Below are 18,260 nucleotides of genomic sequence, written 5' to 3'. Positions count from 1 at the left end.
TCCGCTTCCCGGCGCGGGGAATCCGGTGCGCATGATCGAGGTGCGGTTGGCGATTCCCACGTCGGTGGAGCGAGTGTTCGCGGTGCTGGCGGACGGCTGGTCCTACGCGGGTTGGGTGGTGGGGGCGGCGCACATCCGCGAGGTCGACCCCGGCTGGCCGGGCAGCGGCACCCGGATCCACCACAGCGTCGGCGCGTGGCCGGTGGCGGTGCAGGACGTCACCACGGTCCTGAACGTCGACCCGCCGAACACGCTGGAGCTCGAAGCCCGCCTGTGGCCGTTGGGCGCCGCCCGCATCCGCTTCGACCTGGCCCCCACCCCCGAGGGCTGCGAGGTCACCATGCGCGAGGAAGCCACCAAGGGCCCGCTCGCCCTCCTCCCCGAAGCGGCCCAGACCCTCTTCCTCACCCCCCGCAACCGCGAAACCCTCCACCGCCTCGCCGCCCTCTCCACCCGCAAATAACCGCGAGTCGAACCTCCGCGTCCCGCGAGCGTTCGACTCGCGGGGGTCAGTAGAGGGAGCGGTGGAGGGAGCGGAGGAGGAGGCGGTAGGCGTCGCCGGTCAGGGCGTTGCGGGACAGGGCGGCACGGGCGGCGTTCGCGCCGGCGGCGCCGTGGACGCCACCGCCGGGGTGGGCGGAGGCCGAGGTCAGGTACAGCCGGTCGACGGGGGTGTCGGCGCGGGCCAGGCCGGGGACCGGGCGGAAGACCAGCTGCTGGTGGATGGCGGCGGTGCCCGAGTTGATCGAACCGCCGATCAGGCTGCGGTTGCCGGCCTCCAGGTCCGCCGGACCGTGCACGACGCGCGCCCGGATCAGGTCGCGGAACCCCGGCGCGTGCTGCTCGACCTGCTGCTCCACCCGGTCCGCGCGCCGCCGCACCCGGTCCGCCGACCAGCGCTCACCCCGGGGCACGTGCGTGTAGGCCCAAGCCGTCTCCGTCCCCGCCGGCGACCGGGTCGGGTCCGTCGTCGTCATCTGCCCCATGATCACGAACGGCGTGCGCGGCACCCGGCCGCAGGCGATCTCCGTGCTGGCCATGGCCAACCCGTTGAAGTCACCTCCCAAGTGGACGGTCCCCGCACCCCGGACCCCCTCCGCCGTCCACGGAACCGGCCCGTCCAACGCCCAGTCCACCTTGATCGTCGCGTCGTCCCACTCGAACGCCGCCAGGTCCGACACCAGCCGCGCGGGCAGGTGCTCCGGCCCCACCAGCCCGAGGTACAACGTCGGCGCGGGCACGTCCGCCAGCACCGCCTTCCGCGCCCGCACGAACCCGCCCGCCGCGTCACGGACCCCCAGCGCCCGCCCACCGGCCACCACGACCTGCGACACCGCCCGACCGCACTCCACCACACCGCCCAGCCGCCGCACCAACGCCCGCGTCAGCGCACCGGCCCCGCCCTCGGGCACCGGGTAGCCGACGTCCTGCCCCAGCATCGACAGCAGCCACCCGAACGCCGCCCCGCCCGCCTGGTCCGGCCCGAGGTCGGTGTGCATCGCGTTGCCCGCCAACAACATCGGCGCGCCCTCGCCCGCGAACCGCTCGTCCCCGAACGCCCGCACCGACTGCACGAACGACCGCGCGAACCGCAACGCCTCACCCGGCCCCAGCGCGCCCAACAACCCGGCGCCGGCCCGCACCGGCGGGAACGGCCGCATCAGCGCCTCGATCAACGGCCCCCGGATCCGCTCCCACCGCGCGTACTCCGCCCGCCAGGCGTCACCGTCACCCGCCCCGAACGACTCCACCGACGCCGCCGTCCGGTCGAGGTCCTGCGACAGCACGACCGCCCGGTCGTCCGGCAGCACGTGCGCCAGCACGTCCGGCGCCCGCCGCCACACCAGCCCGTGCCGCTCCAGGCCCAACCCGGTCATCACCGGCGACGCCGCGCCCAGCGGGTAGAACGCGCTGTACAGGTCGTGGTGGAACCCGGGCTCGGTCAGCTCCGCCGTCCGCACCGCGCCGCCGGGCTCGTCGGCGGCCTCCAGCACCAGCACGTCCCACCCGGCGTCGGCCAGCACGTTCGCCGCGACCAACCCGTTGGGGCCCGATCCGATGACCACCGCGTCCACGACATCGCTCAACGCACGTCTCCCTGGCTCTGATGCGCCGGCCGGCCGAAACCCGCTCGGCGCCACCGCTCCACCCGCAGGGGCGCGAGCGGCCCCCACGTCCCACGCCCTTCGGCGACCGCCGCCGCGAACGCGGCCAACGCCGCCCGGGGCTCGTGCTCCGGCTCCCACCCCAACGCGCGCAGCCGACCGCAGTCCATCAGCGCCGCCCGGTCCGCCAACCGCAACCAGCCGGGGTGCATCGGCTGGAGCCCGAGCCGCCACGTCGGCCAGGCCAGCGCCCGCAACGCCGCCAGCGGCACCGGCGCCCTGAACCCGCCGAGCACCGACGCCAGTTCGCGGGCGGGCAGCACCGGGTCGGCGGCGACGTTGAACGCGCCGACCGCGCGCCGCTCCAGGATCAGCCGGATCGCCCGCGCCACGTCCTGCGAGTGCACGACCTGCGCCCGCAGCCCCGGCCACAGCGGCACCGGCAGCCACGGCCGCCCGACCAGCGAGGCGGGCACGAACGGGCTCAGCACCCACCGGCCGATCTCACCGCCCGCGTCCGGCTGCACGACCGCGCACGGCCGCACCACCGCGATCCCGTCCCGACCGACCAGCAGCCGCTCCAGCTCGGCCTTCTGCAGGCTGTACGCGCTGCCGCTCACCCCGCCGCACGGCCACGACTCGTCCACCGGCCGGGCCGAGGGCGTGTAGGCCGCCACCGACGACGCCACCACGACGTGCCGCACACCCGCGCGTTCCGCCGCGCGCAGCACGTGTGCGCTGCCGGTGATGTTCGTGCGCCGCATGTCCGGCTCACCCGACGTGGGCTGGATGGCCCACGCCAGGTGCACCACCGCGTCCGCGCCCTCGAACGCCCGCGCGAGCACGTCCTCGGCGGCCGGCGCGCCGATGTCGCAGCTCACCCACCCGGTCGCGCCCGGCGGGACCCGCCGCGCGACACCGACCACGGTGTGGTCGGTGAGCACGCGGCGCAGGGCCGTCCCCACGTTGCCGCTGGCACCCGTGACGACGACCCTCATGGCCAGCCGGGTACCCCTATCGGCCGCCGCCAAGCCCCGCGCGGCGCAGCGCTTCGGCCATCGCGCCGTTCGCCGGCGGGCGCTCCTGCTGACGGCCACCGCCGCCACCGCCGCCGCGCTTGCCCTGACCACCGCCTTGACCGCCGCGCTGACCACCGCGCTGACCGTCCCGCGGCTGCTGCTCGCGCGGCGGCTTGCGGCCCGGCTCGTCCTCCAGCCGCAGCGTCAACCCGATCCGCTTGCGCGGGATGTCGACCTCCAGCACCTTCACCCGCACCACGTCACCGGACTTCACCACGTCCCGCGGGTCCTTGACGTAGGTGTTGGACAGCGCCGAGATGTGCACCAGGCCGTCCTGGTGCACGCCGACGTCCACGAACGCGCCGAACGCGGCCACGTTCGTCACCACGCCCTCCAGCACCATGCCCGGCTTGAGGTCGGCGATCTTCTCCACGCCCTCGGCGAACGTCGCCGTCTTGAACGCGGGTCGCGGGTCGCGCCCCGGCTTCTCCAGCTCGCGCAGGATGTCGGTGACGGTCGGCAGGCCGAACGTGTCGTCCACGAAGTCGTGCGGGCGCAGCGACTTGAGCACCGCCGTGTTGCCGATCAGCTGCTCCGCGCCCGCGCGCTCCTGCATCCGCCGCACCACCGGGTACGCCTCGGGGTGCACGGAGGACGCGTCCAGCGGGTCGTCGCCGTTCGGGATGCGCAGGAAGCCCGCGCACTGCTCGAACGCCTTCGGGCCGAGCCGCGCCACGTCCTTCAACGCCTTGCGCGAGCGGAACGGCCCGTTGCTGTCGCGGTGCAGCACGATGTTCTCGGCCAGGCCCGCGGTGATGCCGGAGACCCTGGTCAGCAGCGGCACCGACGCCGTGTTCAGGTCGACGCCGACCGCGTTCACGCAGTCCTCGACCACCGCGTCCAGCGAGCGGGACAGCTTCGCCTCGGCCAGGTCGTGCTGGTACTGGCCGACGCCGATCGACTTCGGGTCGATCTTGACCAGCTCGGCCAGCGGGTCCTGCAACCGGCGGGCGATGGACACCGCGCCGCGCAGCGACACGTCCATCCCGGGCAGCTCGGCGGACGCGAACGCCGACGCCGAGTACACCGACGCGCCCGCCTCCGACACCACCGCCTTGGTCAGCTTCAGCTCGGGGTGCCGCTTGAGCAGGTCGGCGGCGAGCTTGTCGGTCTCCCGCGACGCGGTGCCGTTGCCGATCGAGATCAGCTCGACGTCGTGCTTCTCCGCCAGCACCGCCAGCTTGGCGATCGACTCGTCCCACCGGTTCGCGGGCACGTGCGGGTAGATCACGTCGGTGTCGAGGACCTTGCCGGTCGCGTCGACCACGGCCACCTTCACGCCGGTCCGGAAGCCGGGGTCCAGGCCCATCGTGGCGCGGGTGCCCGCCGGCGCGGCCAGCAGCAGGTCGCGCAGGTTGGACGCGAACACCTTCACGGCCTCGTCCTCGGCGAACGCCCGCAGCCGCGACCGCAGGTCGATGCCGAGGTGCACCAGGATGCGGGTGCGCCACGCCCAGCGGACGGTGTCGCTGAGCCAGCGGTCCGCCGGGCGGCCCTGGTCGTCCACGCCGAAGCGGGACGCGATGCGCGCCTCGTAGCCGGTCGGCTCGTCCTCGTCGGCCGGGTCGAACTGGAGGTCCAGCACCTCTTCCTTCTCACCGCGCAGCAGCGCGAGGATGCGGTGCGAGGGCAGCTTGGTGAACGGCTCGGAGAAGTCGAAGTAGTCGGAGAACTTCGCGCCGTCCTCCTCCTTGCCCTCCCGGACCTTGGACGCCAGCAGGCCCTGGCCCCACATGCGCTCCCGCAGCTCGCCGATGAGGTCGCCGTCCTCGCCGAACCGCTCGACCAGGATCGCCCGCGCGCCCTGCAGCGCGGCGGCGACGTCCGCGACCTCCTCGGTCACGTACGCCGCCGCCACCTCCTGCGGGTTCCGGGTCGGGTCGGCCAGCAGGCCGTCGGCCAGCGGCTCCAGGCCCTGCTCGCGCGCGATCTGCGCCTTGGTCCGCCGCTTCGGCTTGTAGGGCAGGTAGAGGTCTTCCAGCCGGGCCTTGGAGTCGGCGGCCAGGATCGAGGCTTCCAGCGCCTCGTCCAGCTTGCCCTGCGACCGGATGGACTCGAGCACAGCCGCGCGCCGCTCCTCCAGCTCCCGGAGGTAGCCCAGCCGCTCCTCCAGCGTGCGCAGCTGGGCGTCGTCCAGCATGCCGGTCGCTTCCTTGCGGTAGCGGGCGATGAACGGAACGGTGGAACCACCGTCGAGCAGGTCGACGGCGGCGCTGACCTGCCCGGCCCGCACACCCAGCTCGTCGGCGATCCTCTGGTGAATGGCTGTGGTCACAGCGAGCCATTGTGCCCTGCCCGCCCGACCACGTCCGGGCACCCCGGCCCAGGCACGGCGCTCTAGCCGTGATCGGACGTCAAGACCTCGATGGAGTGGTACCGGCCGTCGTGGTAGAGCAGTGGCGGCGCGTCCTGGCGCAGGTCGGCCTCCAGCACGCGGGCGCGCACGAGGTGGTGGTCGCCGATCGGGATCAGCGCCTCGACCTCCGCCCGCAGCCACCCGGCGACGTGGTCCAGGACGGGCTCGCCGCCCGGCAGCCGCCGCCACCCGGTCGGCGCGGCGAACCGGTCCAGGCCGCTCGTGGCGAAGCGCCGGGCGAGGTCTTCCTGGTGCGCGCCCAGGAAGTTCACCACGACGCCGCGGGCCTCGCGCACGTGCGGCCAGCAGGAGGAGCCGGTGGAGATGCCGAACGAGACCAGCGGCGGTTCGGCGCACACCGACGTCAGGGAGGTGGCGGTGAACCCGGCGGAACGCCGTCGCGCCCATTCCGCCCTCGCGCGCTTCCCCGATCATCGCGTCACTGGTCGTCGCGTCACTCCCGGTCGGTGGCGGCGTCCGATGTGGACTCGATGCCGGCACCCGGCTCCGCTCCGGCCAAGGGGGCTCAGGATGTGGGAAGCCGCGGGAACCTCTTGCGGACCGGACCCGGCCCCCGCCCGGAATGAGTCCACCGGACGCGGGGGTGGCCGGCTGCGGCTCGTCACCCGGCACCGGGTCGGCTCTCGACCTCCACCCGGGGTGGTCCAGCGCGGTGAGCGCAGGTCCGGGTGGGCGCCGAGCGGGTGGCGGAGGTGGAGGACCCCCGGTCCGCGCGGGCGTCGAGCCGCGACATACTGACCGGTATGACCACACTCGACCACTGGGGCGGGACGAGCCGGCACGTCGACCTCGACGGCCCGGTGCACTACGTCGACTTCGGCGGCGACGGGCCTCCCGTGGTGCTCGTGCACGGTCTGGGCGGGTCGCACCTCAACTGGTGCCTGCTCGCGCCGCACCTGGTCGACCGGCACCGCGTGCTGGCCGTCGACCTGGCCGGGTTCGGGCTCACCCACCCGGAGGGGCGCGCCACGACGGTGCCCGCGAACGCCCGGCTGCTGGACCGGTTCCTGGCCGAGGTCGTCGGCGAGCCGGTGGTGCTCGTCGGCAACTCGATGGGCGGAATGGTCTCGATCCTGCACGCCGCCCGCCGCCCGGCGTCGGTGGACGCGCTGGTCCTGCTCGACCCGGCCCTGCCGCTGCCGCTCGGCGCCCGGCTGGACCCGCAGGTGGCGGCGTCGTTCGCGATGTACGCCGTGCCGGGGCTGGGGCAGTGGTTCCTGGCGAAGTCGCGGGCCGGGGTGTCGACGCGCAGGCAGGTCAAGCGGGTGCTCAACCTGGTGTGCGCCAACGCGAAGTCGGTGCCGGAGGAGATGGTCCTGGCGTCGATGTCGTTGCTGGAGCAGCGCGCCGAGGTGCCGGGGTTGGACGAGGCGTTCCTGGCGGCGGCCCGGTCGGTGGTGTGGACGGGCGCGACCAGCCGCCGGTACTACACGGCGATGAGCCGGGTGCGGGCGCCGGTGTACCTGATGGCGGGGGAGGCGGACCGCCTGGTGCCCCTGGCATCGGCCCGCGCGGCGGCCCGGCGCAACCCGTCGTGGCGGTTCGACGTGCTGGAGGGCGTCGGCCACGTGCCGCAGCTGGAGGTGCCCGAGCTGGTGGCCTCGAAGATCAAGGAGTGGCTGCCGCGCGGGTGAACTGCGCCCACGCGGTGCGGGGGAAGGACAGCACCGGGCCGGCGGGGTGCTTGGAGTCGCGGACGTCGATGGTCGGGGGTGCGAACCGGACCTCGACGCAGGCCGGGTTGTCGGCACTGCGGCTCGACTTGAACCAGCCGCTCCGGCCGGTGCGCTCCTTCACTCAAGCTCCCTGCGTATCTGCCCGATCAGGTCAAGCGATTCCGCTCGGCCGAGGGCGTAACCCAGGGCCTGGTCGTGAGCGAGACTGTACTCGCGCATCCGCATCGGTTGATCGATCAGATCGGTCGACGTGATGGTCTCCTGCCACACCACCTCGGGCAGTCGGCTGCTGGCGAAGCCGAAGATGTAGAAGCTCGAACCACCCAGCGCGTTGTAGTAGTCGGCGGTGAACGGGATGATCCGCACGTCCACCGTGTCCGGCAGTTGGTGGATCTTGTCCGCCAGGTGGCGGAGCTGCCCGACCATCACCTCGCGCCCGCCGACCCGCTGCCTCAGCGCGGACTCGGTGATCAGCGCGGTGAGCCGGAGCGGGTCGTCCTGGTCGTCAAGCCGCTCCTGCCGCTTCATCCGCACCTCGACCCGTCGGTTCGCCTCGGCGAGCCGGATGCTCGGACCGCCGCCGTGCATGACCGCCAGGGCGTACGCCTGGGTCTGCAGCAATCCGCTGATCAGACCGGCGTTGTAGGCGCGGATGCCCTCCGCGCCGTGCTCGAAGCCGAAGTAGCGCAACACATCGGCGCTGAACATGGCCGAGTAGGGGCTCCACCAGGCGCGCCTGCCCGCTGCCTCGCGGAGTTCCTGCAGTTCTTCCAGTTCCAGCTCATCGAAGTCGAGGACGGCGGCGAGTTCGGCCAGCTTGCGGGCATTGATCTTGACCCGGCCGGTCTCGACACCCGACACGAACGACTGCCCGGTGTGGATCGCCTTCGCCGCAGAGGCCGCCGTGATGTCCATGAGTTCACGCCGCTCTCGCAGCCGCAGCCCGAGTTCCCAGCCGGCGACAGTGGGCGATACCGATGCCATGGTGCTCCCGATCGAGTGATGTCTCTTGCTGATATCACCAGCAGCGGTCATCATAGTAGCAGCGAATGTTGGATGGGAGGCGGATATGGGGCGGGCGCAGGTTCACCTGTGGGCGCAGGTGCCGAGTGATGTGTGGATCAACTACGAGATCGAGCCGGGAGGGGGCGCGGTGGTGTTCAAGATCGGTCAGGACGTGGAGCTGTACGTCGATCCACAGGCGTTGACCAAGATCAGTGAGGCGGCGGCCGAGGCGGTCGAGTTGGCGGGTGCGGTGGCGGCCGATCGGCGAAGCGGGTCGCGGGGGTAGCGCAAGCATCGAGACTCGTCGGTACTGGCGGAATGAACCGGCAACCAACATCATGGTGATCCGGGGCACGCTCGATGCGGAGCGGGGGGAGCAACCATGTCGACACTGCCGGACGTCCCACCACTCCACTCGGCCCCGCCCTCGAACCTGGCTCCAGGTCCAGCGCTGCCTGCGGGCTCGGCGTCGACTCGAAGCCCTGCCGCAGCTCCCGCTCCCGATTCAGCCTCGGCACCGGCTCCGAGAACACCGCCGGACTCGGCCTCGCCCACCGATCCGACCACCACCGCGAACCTCACCGCTGCCGCCTCACCGGCCCGCGTGACAGGCGCCCCACCAGCTCTCGCGCCAGGCCGCCCGCCCGGCACTGCTCCGATCGCTGGCCCGCGCGTCGCGCGGGACCCGGTTTCTAGCGCTGCTAGCACTCCTGTCGACACTAGAAGTGCTAGCAGCTCCGGTGTCGATCACGTGCCGATCGCCGAACCCGCGAGCGTGCCGGACTCACCGACTGGGCCCGCGCCCGGCCTGCTCTGGTACCTCACCGAGCCGACCAGGGCCGCCCTGGGCATCGGGCAGTTCGCGGCCACCCGTTCCCTCCTGCGCGGCGCGCCCAGCGGTGACGGGCACACCGTCCTCGTGCTCCCCGGCCTCGGCGCGACCGACGCGGCGACCGCTCCGCTGCGCAAGTTCCTCACCGGCCTGGGCTACGACGTCCACGGTTGGGGCTTGGGGCTGAACATCGGACCTTCTGTCTCAGTCGTGCGGGGCATGCGGGAGTTGCTGCGGGAACTCGCCGTCGGCGGCAAGGTCAGCCTCGTCGGCTGGTCGCTGGGCGGCATCTTCGCCCGCGAACTGGCCCGCGACCACCCCGGCATGGTCCGCCAGGTCATCACCCTCGGCAGCCCGTACGCGATGACCGACCTCCGACAGACCCGGGTGAACCCGGTGTACCGCCTGCTGGCCAGGTTCTACGTCTCCGGCGCCGACATGCCGCCGCCCGAGCACACCCGGCCGCCGTTCCCGGTGCCGTCGACCTCGCTGTACTCGAAGTCGGACGGCATCGTGGCCTGGCAGACGTGCATCTCCACCCCCGGTGAGCGGTGGGAGAACGTCGCGGTCGCCTCCAGCCACCTCGCCTACGGCTACAACGCCGCCGTCCTCTGGGTGATCGCCGACCGCCTCGCCCAACGCCGCAACCGCTGGCGCCCGTTCACCCCGCCGCCGGGCCTGGCCCGCCTGTTCCCGCCCGCCGACCGGTCCACGACACCGGACGCGTGAGACCGGCGGGCCGGGCCGGCTGAGCCCGGAACCCGACCGGTGCGTGCCGCCGGACCGTCCTGCCGGCCGGTGGGAACCTCGGTCCCCGACACTCCTCAGTGGACCATTCCGCAGTGGACCGTTCCGCCTTGTCAACCACCTGACCGCAGTGGTCCAGCAGGTGGGCACGATTGTTCGTGCGCGGGCGAAGTGGCAGGTTTCGCCGCAGCCCGGCTCACCGGCCCGAGCGTCGCCCCCGAGCCACCACCCGGAAGGACCCTCGCCATGAGCGTGTCCGCACGACCGCGCCCACGTGCTCTCGACGAACCGGCGCCGCCGAAGGTCGTAGCCGCCCGCCACCCGTGGCGGTGGGTGGGCATCGTCGTCGTGCTGGTGCTCTCCGCCCAGTTCGTCAGCGGCCTGGTGACCAATCCCGGCTGGGACTGGGCCACGTTCTCCCGCTTCATCACCGCGGACTCGATCCTGAAAGCCGTGCTGGTGACCCTGGAGCTGACGCTCTACGGCACAGTCCTCGGCTTCGCGCTCGGCATCGTGCTCGCCCTGATGAGGTTGTCGCGGAGCAGGTTCCTGGAAGCGGTGAGCTGGACCTACGTCTGGGCTTTCCGCTCGATCCCGCTGATCGTGCAGCTCCTGTTCTGGTTCAACATCTCCTACCTCTACGAGGAACTGCGCTTCGGCATCCCGTTCGGCCCGACGTTCTTCGGCTTCCAGACCAAGGACCTGATCAGCCCCATGGGCGCGGCGGTGCTGGGTCTCGCCCTGCACCAGGCGGCGTACGCGGCGGAGATCGTGCGTTCCGGGGTCATCTCCGTGGACCACGGCCAGCTCGAAGCCGCCGCCGCGCTGGGCATCCCCAGGTCGCGCCAGCTGCGCAGGATCGTGCTGCCGCAGGCGATGCGCTCGATCCTGCCGAACGCCACCAATGAGGTCATCAGCCTCTTCAAGGGCACTTCGGTGGTATCGGTGGTGGCGATCGGCGAGCTCTTCTACCAGGTGCAGGTGATCTACGGCCGCAACGCGCGGGTGGTCGCGCTGCTCATGGTGGCCACCGCCTGGTACGTCGCGCTGACCACCTTGCTGTCGATCGTCCAGCACTACGTCGAGAAGCGCTACGCCAAGGGCACGACCAGGGGTGAGGACGGGTGGAAATGGGCGAGGTGATGGTGGACGTGCGCGGCGTCCACAAGAGTTTCGGCGACAACGAAGTGCTGCGGGGCGTCGACCTGCGGGTGGGGGTGGGTGAGGTGGTGGTCGTGCTCGGGCCGTCCGGCTCGGGCAAGTCGACGCTGCTGCGCACGATCAACCACCTGGAGAAGGCCGATCGCGGTCTGGTCGGCATCGACGGCGACCTGATCGGCTACCGCCGGCGCGGCGGCAAGCTGTACGAGCTGAAGGAGCGCGAAGTGCTCGGACAGCGCGCGGACGTCGGTTTCGTGTTCCAGAACTTCAACTTGTTCCCGCACCTCACGGTGTTGGAGAACATCGTGGAGGCGCCCGTCTCGACCCGGCGGAGGACCGCTGTCGAGGCTCGTGCCCAGGCACGCCGGCTGCTCGACCGGGTCGGGCTGTCCGACAAGGAGGGCGCGTACCCGAGGCGCCTGTCCGGCGGGCAGCAGCAACGCGTCGCCATCGCCCGTGCCCTCGCGCTCGAACCCAAGGTGCTGCTGTTCGACGAACCGACGTCCGCGCTGGACCCGGAGCTGGTGGGCGAGGTGCTGGACGTGATCAAGGACCTGGCGCGCGGCGGCACCACGATGATCGTGGTCACCCACGAGATCGGGTTCGCCCGGGACGTGGCCGACACCATGGTCTTCCTGGACGCCGGTGTCGTGGTCGAGCAGGGCCCGCCCGCGCAGGTGCTGGACGACCCGCGACACCCGCGCACTCGCGCGTTCCTGTCCAAAGTGCTCTGAGAGCTGTGAGGAGAAGTCGTTGTCCATCCTGAAGACCGCCGCCGCGGTCGCCGCCACCCTGTCCCTGGTCGCGTGCGGGAACACCGCCGACGGCGTGCCGACCGAGGACAGGGTGGTCGCGGCGGGCAAGACCGTCAACCTCGGCCCGGACCAGCAGCGCGTCACAGCACCCGAGGTGGACGACATCGCGGCCCGAGTGCCCGAGCGGGTCCGCGCCGACGGTGAGCTGGTCGTCGGCGGCTCGGTCGGCACCGCGCCGCCGCTGCGCTTCTTCGCCACCGACGACAAGACCCCGATCGGGGTCGAGACCGATCTCGCGGTGCTGGTCGCCGGCGTGCTGGGGCTGGAGGCCCGCCTGGAGAGCTCGTCGTGGGAGAACCTGTTCGTCGGCCTGGACAGCGGCGCGTACGAGGTGGGCATCTCCAACATCACGGTGACCGAGGAGCGCAAGGAGAAGTACGACTTCGCCACCTACCGGCTGGACACGCTCGCGTTCGAGGCGAAGAAGGGCGGGTCCTGGCGGGTGACCAAGCCGGAGGACGTGGCGGGGAAGGTCATCTCGGTGGGCTCGGGCACGAACCAGGAGAAGATCCTGGTCGAGTGGAGCCGCGCCAACGAGGCGCGCGGCCTGCCCGCCACGGACATCAAGTACTTCCAGAACACGTCGGACTACTACCTGGCGCTGGAGTCGGGCCGGATCGACGCCCACCTGGGCCCGAACCCGACCGCGGCCTACCACGCCGCCACCTCGGGCAGCACGGAGGTGATCGGCACGTTCTCCGGCGGTGGCGCGATCGCCGGCAAGATCGCGGTCACCTCGAAGAAGGGCGGCGGGCTGGCGGAACCCGTCGCCGAGGCGATCGACCACCTGATCGCGACCGGCAAGTACGCCGAGGTGCTGGACCGGTGGGGGCTCGCGGATGAAGCCGTGCCGCGCAGCGAGGTCAACCCGCCCGGTCTGCCGAGGTCCTGAGCGATCCCGCGAGGGGGACGACCTCGAACGGCGCCGGTGACGTCGGGGTGCTCGGGCCACGACCCGCCCGCTCGTCATCGGCGCCCTGATCGGCAACCCCGCCCGGCCTCCCGCACGTCGAGCGCGGCGCTCGCCCTCCGCGAGGCGGTCCGCCACGCCCTGACCGCGCGGGAGGTCGAAGTGGCGCCCGGCGGCCCCCTGGTGGACGCGGCGCGGCTCGCGCCCCCCGGTGTTCGAGCAGGGCGCCGGGGCGGTGCGGGAAGCGTGGAAACGCCTGTCGCCGGCCGACGTGCCGGTGGCGGCGCCGCCGCTGGTCCCCGTTCGGGCGTGCCGGTGACCGGGGCTCAAGCCACCGATTCGTCCGCGCTGTCGGCCGCGGCGGCGAGGAAGCGCAGGACTTCGCGCGCGACCTCGTCGTTCTGCCGGAAGCTCGGTGCGTTGGTGTTGGGACGGGCGAAGGCGGCATGCGCCTTCCGCGTCGTGTAGGGCCCCACGGCGAAGCGTCGCGCGTGCGGCGTGCCGTCGCCGCCGACCACCCGGCTATCGACCGGGTCGACCAGGACCAGTCCGTCCACATCGGTCACCTCGCCGGCCGCCGCCATCGACGCCAGCAGCGGGTCGGCGGTGTGCGCGAGGGTGTGGACGGGCAGCCGGGCCTCGATCAGGCCCGTCGCGCGGACCACGTGTGACGGGACGCTGGGGCTGCCGGCGAGGAAGACCCCGTCCTCGGTGCGGACCCAGGTGTCCGCACCGAGGAAGCGGACCACGCCCGCCCGGGACAGCGCCAGCAGCTCCTCCAGCCGATCCGGCGGCGGACCGCTCGCGATGGAGCTGAAGAAGCCGTGCCACCAGCCGTCCTCACCGCGCAGGCGACCGCTCGCGGCGAGGATTCCGAACTGGCCGTACACGCCCAGCATCGCGAGGAACGCGCCCAGGTCGGCGCTGAACGCCTGGTCCGAGCGGCGGGCGAGGTCGGCGGCGACGTGGGAGCGCAGGAAGTCCTGGAAATCCTCCGACGACCGGAACCCCAAGCCGTCGATGGGCCGGTCCAGCCGCTCGAAGTCGATGCGGTCCGCCACCGCGGGCACGGCCGCGCGTTCCAGCGCGCGCATGTCCTCGCTGTACCAGTCGAGTTCGGCGAACCGCGCCGAGAACGCCTCCCACGTCGCCCGGACCCGCGACGGGTGCCCGGTGAACAGCTCGCGGTAGTGCCCGAACGCGACCTCCTTGGCCATCAACGGCCACACGTTCCGCCGGAAGTCCAGGCCACCGGGGCGCGCCAGCAGCTCGGCCGCGACGAAGAACCGCGGGGGTTCCGGCGGTGCGCCGCGCAGCCGGTAGCCGGTCTTGGCGTGGTACGGCGTGCCGCGTCGCGAGCCGACGTGCAGCCGGGGCTCACGCCCCGACGGCAGGTAGCGCAACGCGCCGCCGCGACGGGCGAACCGCCCGCCACGCCCCTCGCCCAGCAGCACGGCGAGGTCGACGAACGCCAGGCCCATGCCCCGGACCACGACGTCCGCACCGGCCGGCACCGCGCTCAGGTCGACGTCGGCGGTGTGGGCCGGCGGCAGGTGCACCAGGCCGTGCGCGGCGGCGTGGTCGGCGAACTGCCGGTGCTCGGGCGCGACGGCGGTGTCCAGGTGCCCCAGCGCGAGCACGACCACGTCGGCCACCAGCGGCTCGGCCCGGCCGGCGAGCCAGACCCGTTGCCTGACCTGCGCCGAACCGGTGATCCGCACGACCCTCGTCGGGTGCGCCGTCACCGAGCTGCAGTCCGGCAACGACGACACCGCGACCTCGTGGAACCACTTCAGGTAGGCGCTCTGCACCCGCCTGCTGGGGAACGACGTGGACCTCATCGCCATCAGCTCGCTCCACACCGCGGGATCCGCGGTGGACGGGTCCGGCCCCGTCCACTCCGCCAGCGAAGGTCCGGGGCGAACCGGGCCCGCCATCTCCACCGACGGGTCGGTGAACACCGTGACGTCCTCGGCCATCGAGTTCATCCGCAGCAGCGGTGACTGCTCGTGCCGCCACACCCGGCCCGCGCCGGGCGCGAACGGGTCGACCAGGTGCACCTCCAGCGGCCCGTCGAACAGCTCCGGGGCGTTCGCGCCGAGGCGTTCCAGGATGCCCGATGCCCGAGGCCCGGCGCCCACCAGGACGATGGTGCTCATCGCGTGCGGCGGATTTCGACGCGTCGCACCGCCTGCGGCGGCACGACCCGGTGCGGCACGCGCCCGGTCCCGGCGGCTCCGGGCGACCGCGGCGGCGAGGTGGGGGTGGAAGCGCTCATCGGCTGCTCCGAAGAGGAAGAGGGATCACGGTGGGGTGCCGCGTCCCTCAACGCCGCGCGGTGATCGTAAGCGCGTCCCGACGAGGCGCGTCAAGGCATTCCGGTATCTGGACGGCGATCGGACCTCGTTGACGGTCGTTCCCGCCGCTGCTCAACTGGAGATCGTTCGCAGACTGGTTGATCCCGTTCCGTCGAAGCCCCGCGTCTCCCTCAACGCCGTGCGTCGACGTCCTCCCCTCCTGATGGAAGGTTTTGCCGTGCCTGTTGAGTTCCTGGGGATCGGCGGCACCAACGACGGTTCCGAGACGCACCCGCGCAGCGGCTCGTCGTTCGACAAGGACTACACGCTGCGGTTGGCCCGCGCGCACGAAGAGCACGGCTGGGACCGGGTCCTGTTCGCGTACGGCTCCGGTTCGCCCGAGCCCGCGCAGGTCGCCGCGTACGTCGCCACCAAGCTGGACAGGCTGCAGATCCTGCTGGCCCACCGGCCGAACGTGTCCTACCCGACGTTCGCCGCGAAGACGTTCGCCACGCTGGACCGGATCAGCGACGGTCGGCTGACGGTGCACTTCATCACCGGCGGCACGGACCACGAGCAGCGGCGCGAAGGCGACTACCTCACCAAGGACCAGCGGTACTCGCGCACCGAGGAGTACATCCGAATCGTCAAGCGGGCGTGGACGTCGCGCGAGCCGTTCGACCACGAGGGCGAGCACTACCGGTTCGCCGACTTCGTGAGCGACGTGTTCCCCGTGCAGCAGCCGCGGCCCCTGGTGTCGTTCGGCGGCTCGTCACCGGCCGCGTACCGGGCGGGTGGCGCCGAAGCGGACATCTTCTGCCTGTGGGGCGAACCGCTGGCGGACACGGCCGCGCAGATCGAGTCGGTGCGGCAGGCCGCGCGCGACGCCGGTCGCACCGACGTGCCGCGCATCCAGGTGGCCTTCCGGCCCATCCTCGGCGCGACCGAGGAACTGGCCTGGGAGAAGGCGCACCGCACGGTGGCCGCGATCCGGGAGCGCACCGGTGGCGCGAACCCCCTCACCCGCAGGCACCCCCTGAAGGACCCGGAGAACACCGGCTCGCAGCGGTTGCTGGAGATCGCCGAGCGAGGTGAGCGCTTCGACCGCGCGCTGTGGACGCCGACCGCCGCGGCCACCGGTGGCGCGGGCAACTCCAACGCGCTCGTCGGCACGCCCGAGACGGTGGCGCAGGCGTTGCTGGACTACTACGACCTGGGCGTCGACATCCTGTCCGCCCGCGGGTACGACATGGTCGACGACACGATCGAGTTCGGCAGGCACGTGATCCCGATCGTGCGCGAGGAGGTCGCCAAGCGCGATCGGGAACGCGTCGTCGAGGTCGTGCCGCCGCGTCGTGGGATCGCGGTGGGCGGATGACCGCGGACACGCTGACCGTCATCCGGGTGGGGTGGGACGACCCGGTCACGACGCCGTTGAAGGAGGAGTTGACGCGCGAGTACGTGTCCCGCTACGGCGAGGGGGCGCGGGCGGAGGTGGACCGGTTCGAGCCGGCCGCCTTCGCACCGCCGCACGGCACGCTCGTGCTGCTGGTCGAGGACGGCCGGGCGGTGGCCGGTGGCGCGTTCATGCGGCACGACGAGCGCACCGCCGAGCTGAAGCGGATCTGGACCCACTCGCGGCACCGCAGGCGGGGGCTCGGCCGCCGGGTGCTCGCCGAACTGGAGCACGACGCCGTCGCGTTCGGCTACCGGCGCCTCTACCTGACCACCGGCCCGCGGCAGCCGGAGGCCGCGGGCCTGTACCTGGCCGCGGGCTACCGGCCGCTGTTCGACCTGACCGCCGACCCGCTCACGATCGGACCACTGCCGTTCGAGAAGGACCTGAGGTAGCCCGTGTCCGCGCGGAGGCTGTTGATGCTGATCACGCTGCTCGCCCTGGTGGTGTCGGGGTGAGGCGGTCCGGCGGGTGCGATCGGGCTCGCCGCTCGCGTTCCACGCCGCGGTGAACGGAGTCGTCGCGAACGGCGCCTTCCGGAGCACGACGAGGCGCTTGCGCGGGCGGACCGGGGCACTTCGCCCGCCCCGGTCCGCCCCGCGTGCGGCACCCCGAAGGATCCTCGGCCGCTGACGATGGCGATCCGGTGAACGATCACCCGGATCGCTGCCGGAGTCGGCAACCTCTTCACCTCAAGGCCAGTGCGGCCCGTTGGCTCCCACGGGCATCCCTGACGGAGAGGTGGAGCATGTCCCCTGCACGCAAGATCGCCGCGTCCCTGATCGCGGCCGTCGCGCTCTCGACGCTCGCCACGACCCCCGCCCACGCGGCGACCGACGCGGAACTGGCGTTCCACTGGGCGCCGGTCCACTACCAGGACACCGACTCGTCCGACTACGACGCCGACTACCTGTCCGCTGTGGACTTCGACGGCGAGTGGAACACCCAGAACAACTGGGAGGCGCAGGACGATTCGCTCGCCCGCCTCACCGGCGCCGCGTACTACTCGGTGGTGGAGACCTCGACGCACTGGTTCCTGGTCTACAGCTTCTACCACCCGCGCGACTGGGAGGACTACCCCGATCCGTTCGCGTTGTTCACCCATGAGAATGACATGGAGGGCATGCTCGCCACGGTCCGCAAGGACGGTTCCCCGTTCGGCAAGCTCGAAGCGGTGGTGACGGTCGCGCACAGCGACTTCTACTCGTACGTGCCGGCCGGCAGCACGTTCACGGCGGGTCGGGAGGGCCTGGACGGCACGTTGCGGCTGGACGGCGTCCGGCCGACCACGCGCCAGGAGGCCAAGGGGCACGGCCTGTACGCGTGGAACGGCACGGAGTTCCCGGGCGGCGACGGCGTCGTGTACGTGCCGAGCGCGACCGGCGAGGTGCCGTCCGGCGGCAACGACCGGTCGGTCGGCTACCGGCTGGTGGACACCTTCGCCGCCGGCGGCTTGTGGGCGCAGCGCAACAGCTCCACGACGTTCGCGAGCTGGGGCACGTTCCGCGGTGACAACGGCAAGGACAACGCCGCCAACAGCGCCTGGGGCTGGGACGACGCCAACGACGGCAGCGACCTCCCGCGCGGCGTGCTGGCCACCGACCCGGCCTACCTGGTCTCCGCCTACTTCGCCAACCGCGGCGACTTCAGCCTCACCTACACCCGCAACGCCTACCGCTAACCCGCGAGTCGAACCCCCACGCCCCGCGTGTCCCACGTTCCCGACCCGCGTGTCCTACGTTCGCGCCCTGCGTGTCCTACGTTCAGGACCCCTGAGTTCAACGCTCAGAACGCCGACCG

The 18,260-nt window shown here is 72.3% G+C and carries 16 protein-coding genes and 1 pseudogene; 10 read left to right on the top strand and 7 right to left on the bottom strand.

Going from position 1 to position 18,260, the window contains the following annotated elements:
* The first annotated feature begins 31 nt into the window (after nucleotides 1-31).
* Complete coding sequence (locus tag AB0F89_RS33465) at nucleotides 32-463, top strand: SRPBCC family protein (RefSeq protein WP_367139109.1); 432 nt, start codon at nucleotides 32-34, stop codon at nucleotides 461-463.
* 46 nt (nucleotides 464-509) lie between these two features.
* On the opposite strand, the gene AB0F89_RS33460 is transcribed toward AB0F89_RS33465, so the two are convergent.
* The 4 genes and pseudogenes from AB0F89_RS33460 to AB0F89_RS33445 form a co-directional block, all read right to left on the bottom strand.
* Entirely contained in the window at nucleotides 510-2,087 is a 1,578-nt protein-coding gene (locus tag AB0F89_RS33460; RefSeq protein WP_367129853.1) for a phytoene desaturase family protein, read from the bottom strand.
* A complete protein-coding gene (locus AB0F89_RS33455; RefSeq protein WP_367129851.1) occupies nucleotides 2,084-3,103 on the bottom strand; it encodes an NAD-dependent epimerase/dehydratase family protein in 1,020 nt (339 codons plus the stop codon). The genes AB0F89_RS33460 and AB0F89_RS33455 overlap by 4 nt, the downstream gene beginning before the upstream one ends.
* Before the next feature lie 16 nt (nucleotides 3,104-3,119).
* The gene (locus AB0F89_RS33450; RefSeq protein ID WP_367129849.1) at nucleotides 3,120-5,459 is read right to left on the bottom strand and encodes a Tex family protein; all 2,340 of its coding nucleotides are present in this window, start codon (nucleotides 5,457-5,459) and stop codon (nucleotides 3,120-3,122) included.
* 62 nt (nucleotides 5,460-5,521) lie between these two features.
* Nucleotides 5,522-5,926 (bottom strand): annotated as a pseudogene (locus AB0F89_RS33445) (flavin reductase family protein); the annotation flags it as partial.
* Nucleotides 5,927-6,304: 378 nt separating this feature from the next.
* Here AB0F89_RS33445 and AB0F89_RS33440 point away from each other — a divergent pair.
* Complete coding sequence (locus AB0F89_RS33440) at nucleotides 6,305-7,195, top strand: alpha/beta fold hydrolase (RefSeq protein ID WP_367129847.1); 891 nt, start codon at nucleotides 6,305-6,307, stop codon at nucleotides 7,193-7,195.
* On the opposite strand, the gene AB0F89_RS33435 is transcribed toward AB0F89_RS33440, so the two are convergent.
* Nucleotides 7,170-7,358: a DUF397 domain-containing protein gene (locus AB0F89_RS33435; RefSeq protein ID WP_367129845.1), complete on the bottom strand. Its 189-nt coding sequence runs from the start codon at nucleotides 7,356-7,358 to the stop codon at nucleotides 7,170-7,172. The two genes, AB0F89_RS33440 and AB0F89_RS33435, sit on opposite strands and share 26 nt — an antisense overlap.
* Nucleotides 7,355-8,221, bottom strand: coding sequence for a helix-turn-helix domain-containing protein (locus tag AB0F89_RS33430; protein WP_367129843.1), 867 nt, complete (start codon nucleotides 8,219-8,221; stop codon nucleotides 7,355-7,357). Before AB0F89_RS33430 ends, AB0F89_RS33435 begins: the two co-directional genes overlap by 4 nt.
* Nucleotides 8,222-8,306: 85 nt before the next feature.
* Between AB0F89_RS33430 and AB0F89_RS33425 the strand changes: the two genes are divergently transcribed.
* The 5 genes from AB0F89_RS33425 to AB0F89_RS33405 all read left to right on the top strand — a co-directional run bounded on the left by AB0F89_RS33425 (nucleotide 8,307) and on the right by AB0F89_RS33405 (nucleotide 12,689).
* On the top strand, nucleotides 8,307-8,528 hold the full coding sequence (locus tag AB0F89_RS33425) for a hypothetical protein (protein ID WP_367129841.1): 222 nt from the start codon (nucleotides 8,307-8,309) through the stop codon (nucleotides 8,526-8,528).
* A gap of 465 nt (nucleotides 8,529-8,993) precedes the next feature.
* Complete coding sequence (locus AB0F89_RS33420; RefSeq protein ID WP_367129839.1) at nucleotides 8,994-9,803, top strand: esterase/lipase family protein; 810 nt, start codon at nucleotides 8,994-8,996, stop codon at nucleotides 9,801-9,803.
* Nucleotides 9,804-10,067: 264 nt separating this feature from the next.
* A complete protein-coding gene (locus tag AB0F89_RS33415; RefSeq protein WP_367129837.1) occupies nucleotides 10,068-10,964 on the top strand; it encodes an amino acid ABC transporter permease in 897 nt (298 codons plus the stop codon).
* Complete coding sequence (locus AB0F89_RS33410; RefSeq protein ID WP_367129835.1) at nucleotides 10,952-11,716, top strand: amino acid ABC transporter ATP-binding protein; 765 nt, start codon at nucleotides 10,952-10,954, stop codon at nucleotides 11,714-11,716. The genes AB0F89_RS33415 and AB0F89_RS33410 overlap by 13 nt, the downstream gene beginning before the upstream one ends.
* 19 nt (nucleotides 11,717-11,735) lie before the next feature.
* A complete protein-coding gene (locus AB0F89_RS33405) occupies nucleotides 11,736-12,689 on the top strand; it encodes an ABC transporter substrate-binding protein (RefSeq protein WP_367129833.1) in 954 nt (317 codons plus the stop codon).
* A gap of 344 nt (nucleotides 12,690-13,033) precedes the next feature.
* Here the strand turns inward: AB0F89_RS33405 and AB0F89_RS33400 are convergent, their stop codons facing one another.
* Nucleotides 13,034-14,866, bottom strand: coding sequence for an FAD/NAD(P)-binding protein (locus AB0F89_RS33400; protein ID WP_367129831.1), 1,833 nt, complete (start codon nucleotides 14,864-14,866; stop codon nucleotides 13,034-13,036).
* Between the two features lie 376 nt (nucleotides 14,867-15,242).
* On the opposite strand from AB0F89_RS33400, the gene AB0F89_RS33395 reads away from it, so the two are divergent.
* The 3 genes from AB0F89_RS33395 (at nucleotide 15,243) to AB0F89_RS33385 (ending at nucleotide 18,141) form a co-directional block, all read left to right on the top strand.
* The gene (locus AB0F89_RS33395; protein ID WP_367129829.1) at nucleotides 15,243-16,382 is read left to right on the top strand and encodes an LLM class flavin-dependent oxidoreductase; all 1,140 of its coding nucleotides are present in this window, start codon (nucleotides 15,243-15,245) and stop codon (nucleotides 16,380-16,382) included.
* Complete coding sequence (locus tag AB0F89_RS33390) at nucleotides 16,379-16,855, top strand: GNAT family N-acetyltransferase (RefSeq protein ID WP_367129828.1); 477 nt, start codon at nucleotides 16,379-16,381, stop codon at nucleotides 16,853-16,855. The genes AB0F89_RS33395 and AB0F89_RS33390 overlap by 4 nt, the downstream gene beginning before the upstream one ends.
* Nucleotides 16,856-17,208: 353 nt before the next feature.
* Entirely contained in the window at nucleotides 17,209-18,141 is a 933-nt protein-coding gene (locus tag AB0F89_RS33385) for a hypothetical protein (RefSeq protein ID WP_367129826.1), read from the top strand.
* The last annotated feature ends 119 nt before the right edge of the window (nucleotides 18,142-18,260 follow it).

This window comes from Saccharothrix sp. HUAS TT1 (assembly GCF_040744945.1).
Taxonomy (GTDB): Bacteria; Actinomycetota; Actinomycetes; order Mycobacteriales; family Pseudonocardiaceae; genus Actinosynnema.
Note: the sequence above shows the minus strand (reverse complement) of the source record. Positions and strands in the feature narration are given on the sequence as shown.